Here is a 6979-nt window from a genome sequence, read left to right on the forward strand (position 1 = left end):
TTATCCACAAATTCACAGGCCCTATTACTATATCTATTAATATCTTTAAATAAATAATTAATTATATAAGAGAGGTAAACTAATGAAATTTACTATTTTACGTGATCGTCTTTTAGCAGGATTAAACGATGTAATGAAAGCTGTAAGTTCCAAAACAACGATTCCTATTTTAACGGGAATTAAAATTGATGTTACAAACGAAGGTATGACGTTAACTGGTAGTGATGCAGACATTACAATCCAGACTTTCATCCCGGTAGAAGAAAATGGCGAACAAATTATGGATATTACTCAAACAGGCTCTATTGTGCTACAAGCTCGTATGTACAATGAAATTATCCGTAAATTGCCGACAAATGAAGTTGAAATTGAAATTACGAACGGCTATGCAACAATCATTCGTTCAGGTAAATCGGAATTCCACCTTATCGGCTTAGATGCAACAGAATATCCACAACTACCTGAAATTGCTGCTGACCGACAATTTACGATTCCAACCGATTTATTAAAATCAGTTATTAGAGAAACTGTATTTGCTGTAGCGACATCGGAAAGCCGTCCAGTGTTGACAGGTGTAAACTGGAAAGTTGAAGGCGATGCATTAATATGCGTTGCAACGGATAGTCACCGTTTAGCACGCCGCAAAGTCAATCTTGAAAATTTACCAAATGATATTACTTCAGTCGTAATTCCAGGTAAAAGTTTAAATGAATTGAACAAAATTTTAGAAGACACAAATAATCCGGTTCAAATCGTATTAACAAATCAGCATGTATTATTTAAAACAGATGATGTCCTGTTCTTCTCTCGTCTTTTAGAAGGCAATTATCCGGATACATCACGTTTAATTCCGGAAGAGTTTAAAACAATGATCACTATTAACGGAAAATCTTTATTGCAGGCAATTGACCGTGCTTCACTTTTAGCTCGTGAAGATCGCAATAATGTTGTCCGTTTTGAAACACTTGAAAATCAAACGGTCGAAATTTCATCGAATTCACCTGAGATTGGTAAAGTTGAAGAGCAGATCCAAGTGGAAAGTTTAGAAGGCGAAAATTTGAAAATTTCATTCAGTGCGAAATATATGATGGAAGCCTTAAAAGCGATCGATGGACAAGATGTAGTCATTGAATTTACAGGTGCAATGCGCCCGTTCATCTTACGTTCTGTTGCGGATGATGCAATATTGCAGCTGATTTTACCGGTACGTACTTACTAAAATTCAATAAAAATTCTAAAAGGAAGGGTCTTAACTTGTTATTGAGACCGTTCCTTTTTTACTTATGGACAATTTTTAGGTATGATAGAATGATAAGACTTTATTTAAGTGGAGGATGAATTACGTTGAATGAATTAGTAATTGATACAGAATTTATAACGCTTGGTCAAGCGCTGAAAATGACAGATACAATTAGCTCTGGCGGTATGGCAAAGTGGTTTTTAAGTGAACATGAAGTGTTTGTAAATGGAGAAGTGGAAGATCGCCGCGGGAAAAAACTGCGTCATGGAGATGTAGTTAATATTCCTGGTGTAGGACGTTACAAAATTGTCGATGCATTTATTGAAAACGGAGAAAATTAATTCATGAACATCGAGCGCTTGCAGCTAACAAATTATCGTAACTACGAATCGTTAACACTGGATTTTTCAGATAAAATTAATGTTTTTATTGGGGAAAATGCCCAAGGAAAAACAAATGTAATGGAATCAATCTATGTACTAGCGATGGCCAAATCTCATCGTACCGCGAACGATAAAGAATTAATACGTTGGGATGCGGATTATGGTAAAATAGAAGGTGTGGTAAATAAGCGTTACGGTGGCGTTCCTATCGAATTGACGATTTCAAAAAAAGGCAAAAAGGGCAAAATCAATCATCTTGAACAAACGAAACTAAGCAATTATATCGGACAGATGAATGTAGTAATGTTTGCACCTGAAGATTTGAATATCGTAAAGGGCAGCCCCCAAATTCGCCGAAGATTCATCGATATGGAAATCGGACAAATTTCCCCTGTTTACTTACATGATTTACTAACATTCCAAAAGATTTTGAAACAACGTAATCATTTATTAAAAAAGAATATGGGTAAACAATCACTCGCATCCGATGTGATGTTTGAAATTTATACTGAACAATATGTGCAGGCGGCAATTCAAATTATTCGTAAAAGATTTCAGTTTATCGAGCTTTTACAGGATTGGGCTGAACCGATTCACTTTGGTATTTCGCGGGGATTAGAAAAGCTCGTCATAAAATACCGTCCTGTAACCGGGATGGATGCAAGCTGGACTGCCGAAGAAATGGCGGATTACTTAACAAAGAAGCTAGAAGAAGTGAAGCAGCGTGAAATTGAGAGAGGCGTAACACTTATAGGGCCTCATCGGGACGATCTGCAGTTTTTTGTCAATGATTATGATGTTCAAGTATATGGCTCACAAGGGCAGCAACGCACGACGGCATTATCTTTAAAACTTGCCGAAATTGAACTGATCAAACAGGAAACGAAGGAAACACCGATTCTTTTATTGGATGATGTTTTATCTGAATTGGACGATTATCGCCAATCACATTTATTAAATACAATTCAAGGTGAGGTCCAGACATTCGTTACAACAACGAGTGTAGAAGGCATTCACCATGACACAATACAGCACGCAAAATTGTTCCGTGTCACACAAGGAACAATTGAACAACCGTAAGTGCATTGAAATACGTAAAAAAGAAGCATACTGATAGTTATGAAAGAGTAGGTGAACAATAGTGGCTTTAGAAGATAATAAAGTCCAGCAATCTTATGATGCGGATCAAATACAAGTATTAGAAGGATTAGAGGCTGTTCGAAAACGTCCGGGCATGTATATTGGTTCAACAAGTTCAAAAGGATTGCACCATTTAGTTTGGGAGATTGTTGATAATAGTATTGATGAAGCTTTAGCAGGTTATTGTACAGGAATCACAGTAACAATTGAACAAGACAATTGGATTCGCGTAGAAGATAACGGTCGTGGTATTCCCGTAGATATTCAGGAAAAAATGGGTATGCCTGCTGTTGAAGTAATTATGACAGTACTGCACGCCGGCGGTAAATTCGGAGGCGGAGGCTACAAAGTATCAGGTGGTCTTCACGGTGTAGGTGCTTCTGTAGTAAACGCATTATCAAGTCAGACAATTGTTCAAGTACATCGAGATGGTAAAATCCATGAAATTATTTTTGAGCGCGGTCATACTGTTCAACAATTAACAGTCATTGGCGAAACAGACCATACAGGTACAACAACTCGATTTAAAGCGGACAGCGAAATATTTAAAGAAACAACAGTTTATGAATACGATATTTTAGCAACACGTATCCGTGAATTAGCCTATTTAAATCGCGGCATCAGCCTGACGATTGCAGATGAGCGTACAGGACAGGAACGTTCGGAGACATTCCACTTTGAAGGCGGTATTCGCGAATATGTTGAGCATATTAACGAAAATAAAGAAGCGATTCATGCGCCAATTGATGTGTTGGGTGAAAAAGAAGGCATTACGGTTGAAATTGCCATGCAGTATAATGCAGGTTTCAGCTCGAATATAATGTCTTTTGCGAACAACATTAACACATATGAGGGTGGTACCCACGAATCGGGCTTTAAAACTGCCTTAACACGTGTTATTAACGACTATGCCCGCAAATCAAACTTAATTAAAGAATCGGATGCCAACCTTACAGGCGAAGATGTTCGTGAAGGTTTAACGGCAATTGTCTCAATAAAACACCCGGAACCTCAGTTTGAGGGTCAAACAAAAACAAAACTAGGGAACTCTGAAGTAAGCCAGATTACAAATGCTTTATTCTCAGATGGATTTGAACGTTTCCTGCTTGAAAATCCATCGGTAGCACGTCAAGTTATTGAAAAGGGTACAATGGCGGCACGTGCTCGTGTAGCAGCGAAAAAGGCTCGTGAATTTACACGTCGTAAATCTGCATTGGAAGTTTCAAGCTTACCAGGTAAGTTAGCAGACTGTTCTTCAACAAACCCTGCCGAATCTGAAATCTATATCGTAGAGGGTGACTCTGCCGGTGGTTCTGCTAAATCAGGACGTGACCGTCATTTCCAGGCGATCTTACCATTGCGCGGAAAAATCCTTAACGTTGAGAAAGCACGCTTAGACCGTATTTTATCAAATGCCGAAATTCGAGCGATGATTACAGCATTTGGTACCGGTATTGGTGAAGAATTTAATTTAGAAAAAGCACGTTATCATAAAATTGTAATTATGACGGATGCCGATGTCGATGGTGCACATATTCGTGTACTATTGCTGACATTCTTCTTCCGTTTCATGCGTCCGTTAATCGAAGCGGGCTATGTATATGCAGCAAAACCGCCTCTTTATCAGGTGAAACAAGGGAAACATGTTGAATACTGCTACTCAGATCAGGAGTTAGAAGATATTTTAAACCGTCTGCCGAAGTTACCGAAACCTAATGTACAGCGTTATAAAGGCTTAGGGGAAATGAATGCGACACAATTATGGGATACAACAATGGATCCAGAGCACCGTACTTTAATTCGAGTAGAATTGGATGATGCAATTGAAGCGGATAAAATTTTCGATCACTTAATGGGTGATGAAGTTGCACCTCGTCGTGATTTTATCGAAGAAAATGCAGTATACGTGCAAGACTTGGATATTTAACATTTTTCAGCGGTTTGAAAACCCGCTGAAAGATGCAATTATGCTCGGGCATAATTGATTAGTTAGTGCAATTGGAAGGAGGTCCTTATTTTGTCTGACATTCAGCATGGACATATTGAATCTAGAAATATTACAACAGAAATAAAATCATCTTTCTTAAGCTATGCGATGAGCGTTATCGTTTCGCGTGCCTTACCAGACGTACGTGATGGGCTTAAACCAGTACATCGTCGTATCCTCTATGGTATGCAGGAGCTAGGAAATACTTCAGATAAGCCATATAAAAAGAGTGCCCGTATTGTAGGGGACGTAATGGGTAAATTCCACCCTCACGGTGACTCATCAATTTATGATGCAATGGTGCGTATGGCGCAAGACTTCAGCTACCGTTATATGCTAGTCGATGGCCACGGTAACTTTGGTTCTGTTGATGGTGACGGTGCAGCAGCAATGCGTTATACGGAATCACGTATGTCAAAGATCGCGATGGAAATGTTGCGCGATATTAATAAAGATACGATTGATTATGGACCGAACTATGACGGTAGTGAAAATGAACCTTTAGTATTGCCGGCGCGCTATCCGAATCTATTAGTGAATGGTGCTTCTGGTATCGCAGTAGGTATGGCTACAAATATACCGCCTCATCACCTTGGAGAAACAATTGACGGCGTATTAGCAGTGGCAGATAACCCAAGCATTACGACAGAAGAGCTAATGGAAATCATTCCAGGTCCGGATTTCCCTACAGGGGGAATTATTCTAGGGCGCAGCGGTATTCGCCGTGCATATGAATCGGGCCGTGGTTCACTGACCATTCGGGCTAAAGTAGAAATTGAGCAAGCTTCTAACGGCAAAGAGACAATTCTAGTACACGAATTGCCATATCAGGTTAACAAAGCGAAACTAATTGAAAAAATTGCTGAGTTAGTTCGCGACAAAAAAATCGATGGCATTACTAATTTACGTGATGAATCAGACCGTAATGGTATGCGTATTGTAATTGAAGTACGCCGTGATGCAAATGCAAATGTCGTATTGAACAATTTATTCAAGCAAACAGCGATGCAATCAAGCTTTGGTGTAAATATGCTTGCGCTAGTTGACGGGCAGCCAAAAGTATTAAGTCTAAAAGAAGTGCTTTATCATTACTTAGAACACCAGAAAGTAGTTATTAAACGTCGTACTGCATTCGAACTTCGAAAAGCAGAGGAACGTGCACATATTTTAGAAGGTTTACGTATTGCGCTTGATCATATCGATGAAATTATTTCTATTATTCGAGCATCTCGCAGCGGGGAAGAAGCAAGACCTCAATTAATGGAGCGCTTTAATTTATCTGAACGCCAAGCACAGGCAATTTTAGATATGCGTCTTGTGCGTTTAAGTGGGTTGGAACGCGAAAAAATTGAAGCTGAGTACCAGGAACTATTAAAATTAATCGATGAATTAAAAGCGATTTTAGCTGACGAAGCAAAAGTAGTCGAAATTATCCGTACAGAAATGACGGATATTAAAGAACGCTACAGTGATGAGCGTCGTACTGAAATTACAGCTGGCGGCTTAGAAATGATCGAAGACGAAGATTTAATTCCTCGTGAAAACTCGGTACTGACATTAACACATAACGGGTATATTAAACGTTTAGCTGCGAACACGTATCGCTCACAAAAACGTGGTGGCCGTGGTGTACAAGGTATGGGAACGAATGAAGATGACTTTGTAGAACATTTATTATTCACTTCTACACACGATACAATTCTGTTCTTCACTTCCAAAGGGAAAGTGTTCCGTGCAAAAGGATATGAAATTCCTGAGTTTGGTCGCCAAGCGAAAGGTTTACCAATAGTAAACTTGCTTAATATTGATAAAGGTGAGCATGTTACTGCAATGATTCGCGTAACAGAGTTTAAAGAAGATGCTTACTTTATCTTTACTACGAAAACAGGGGTAACAAAACGTACACCTGTTGATCAGTTTGCTAATATCCGTACAAATGGTTTAATCGCCATTACATTACGTGAAGACGATGATTTAATTTCTGTTCACTTAACGGATGGCACGAAGGAAATTATTATCGGTACAAGCGATGGTATGTTAGTACGATTTAAAGAAGACGATATTCGTTCAATGGGTCGTTCAGCTGCCGGGGTACGCGGTATTAAACTTCGTGAAGGTGACTTTGTAGTAGGTATGGAAATTCTTGAACCAGGTCAGGAAATTTTAGTTGTCACTGAAAATGGTTACGGTAAACGTACACCAGAATCTGAATACCGTTTACAAAGCCGT

Annotated in this window: 5 protein-coding genes (1 of these 5 running past the window's edge); all 5 read left to right on the forward strand. The window is 39.1% G+C overall.

The genetic code is table 11. The features are described 5' to 3' along the window. Positions 1 to 82 precede the first annotated feature (82 nt). Positions 83 to 1219, forward strand: a complete 1137-nt coding sequence (gene dnaN, locus MHH44_RS00530; protein WP_008408392.1) for a DNA polymerase III subunit beta — start codon at positions 83 to 85, stop codon at positions 1217 to 1219. A gap of 125 nt (positions 1220 to 1344) precedes the next feature. Beyond that, positions 1345 to 1581 carry a S4 domain-containing protein YaaA gene (gene yaaA / locus MHH44_RS00535; RefSeq protein WP_008408393.1) on the forward strand — a complete coding sequence of 79 codons (237 nt, stop codon included), beginning with the start codon at positions 1345 to 1347 and terminating at the stop codon, positions 1579 to 1581. A 3-nt stretch (positions 1582 to 1584) separates the two neighbouring features. Beyond that, on the forward strand, positions 1585 to 2703 hold the full coding sequence (gene recF, locus MHH44_RS00540; RefSeq protein WP_008408394.1) for a DNA replication/repair protein RecF: 1119 nt from the start codon (positions 1585 to 1587) through the stop codon (positions 2701 to 2703). Between the two features lie 61 nt (positions 2704 to 2764). Next, positions 2765 to 4690, forward strand: coding sequence for a DNA topoisomerase (ATP-hydrolyzing) subunit B (gyrB, locus tag MHH44_RS00545; RefSeq protein ID WP_008408395.1), 1926 nt, complete (start codon positions 2765 to 2767; stop codon positions 4688 to 4690). 90 nt (positions 4691 to 4780) lie between these two features. After that, on the forward strand, positions 4781 to 6979 hold the 5' portion of the coding sequence (gene gyrA / locus MHH44_RS00550) for a DNA gyrase subunit A (protein ID WP_340797525.1). It continues 300 nt past the right edge of the window; 2199 of the gene's 2499 nt are visible here — the first part of the coding sequence; the start codon lies at positions 4781 to 4783; the stop codon falls past the right edge of the window.

The sequence above is a fragment of the Solibacillus sp. FSL K6-1126 genome, assembly GCF_038003445.1.
Taxonomy (GTDB): Bacteria; Bacillota; Bacilli; order Bacillales_A; family Planococcaceae; genus Solibacillus; species Solibacillus silvestris.